Annotated in this window: 1 protein-coding gene; it reads left to right on the forward strand. The window is 63.6% G+C overall.

Annotated elements, in window-relative coordinates; translation table 11 throughout:
* Positions 1 to 922, forward strand: a 922-nt coding sequence (locus PIN01S_RS26140; protein ID WP_084339833.1) for an IS4 family transposase, incomplete at both ends; no start/stop codon positions are given.

The following is a 922-nucleotide window of genomic DNA, read 5'->3' on the forward strand; positions in this document are numbered from 1 at the left end:
CTTGGCGAGCTGCTTGACCCCGAACTGGTCCGGTCGGCCTTCGAGACCGCAGGGGTAGCGACTCTGCGCAAGAGGCGGCTGCCTCTGGAGGCGATGATTTGGTGCGTGATTGGGATGGCCCTGTTTCGCCGGATGTCGGCCTGGGATGTCGTCAACCAGATGGACATCATGCTACCCGGACAGCGCCCCTTGGTGGCCCCCAGCGCCGTGGTTCAAGGACGCCAGCGCCTGGGCAGCCAGGCGGTACGTGAAGTGTTCGCCCTGACGCAGCAGCGCTGGCACGCCTCGGCCAATCATCCGAGCTGGATGGGGCTGCGCCTGCTCAGTGTCGACGGTGTGGTCTGGCGCACGCCCGATACGCAGGAGAACCGCGAGCGCTACGCCAGCTCCACCAACCAGTATGGCGATACCGGTTTTCCACAGGTGCGCATGGTGTGTCAGATGGAATTGACCAGTCACCTGTTGGTCAGCAGCGCCTTCGCCGGTTACCACAGCAACGAAATGAAACTGGCCGAGCAACTGGTCGCCAGTACACCCGATCACTCGTTGACCCTGTTCGACCGCGGCTTCTACTCCCTGGGCTTGTTGCACCATTGGCAGCAGGCCGGCACCCAGCGTCACTGGCTGGTCCCGCTGCGCAAGGGGGCTCGCTATGACGTCATCCACCGGCTGGGCAGCCAGGATGTCATCGTCAGCCTGCCGATCTCGGCGCAGGCGCGAAAGCAATGGCCAGACCTGCCGGAAACCCTGCAGGCGCGGCTCCTGAGCAAGACAGTCAAGGGCAAGGTGCGCCAGAGCCTGACCTCGATGACCGATCCCCTGCGCTTCCCGTCAGAGGAAATCGTCGACTTGTACAGTCAGCGCTGGGAAATCGAACTGGGCTACCGGGAGATGAAGCAGAGCCTGCTGGACAGCCGCTACA

The sequence above is a fragment of the Pseudomonas indica NBRC 103045 genome, from assembly GCF_002091635.1.
Taxonomy (GTDB): Bacteria; Pseudomonadota; Gammaproteobacteria; order Pseudomonadales; family Pseudomonadaceae; genus Pseudomonas_M; species Pseudomonas_M indica.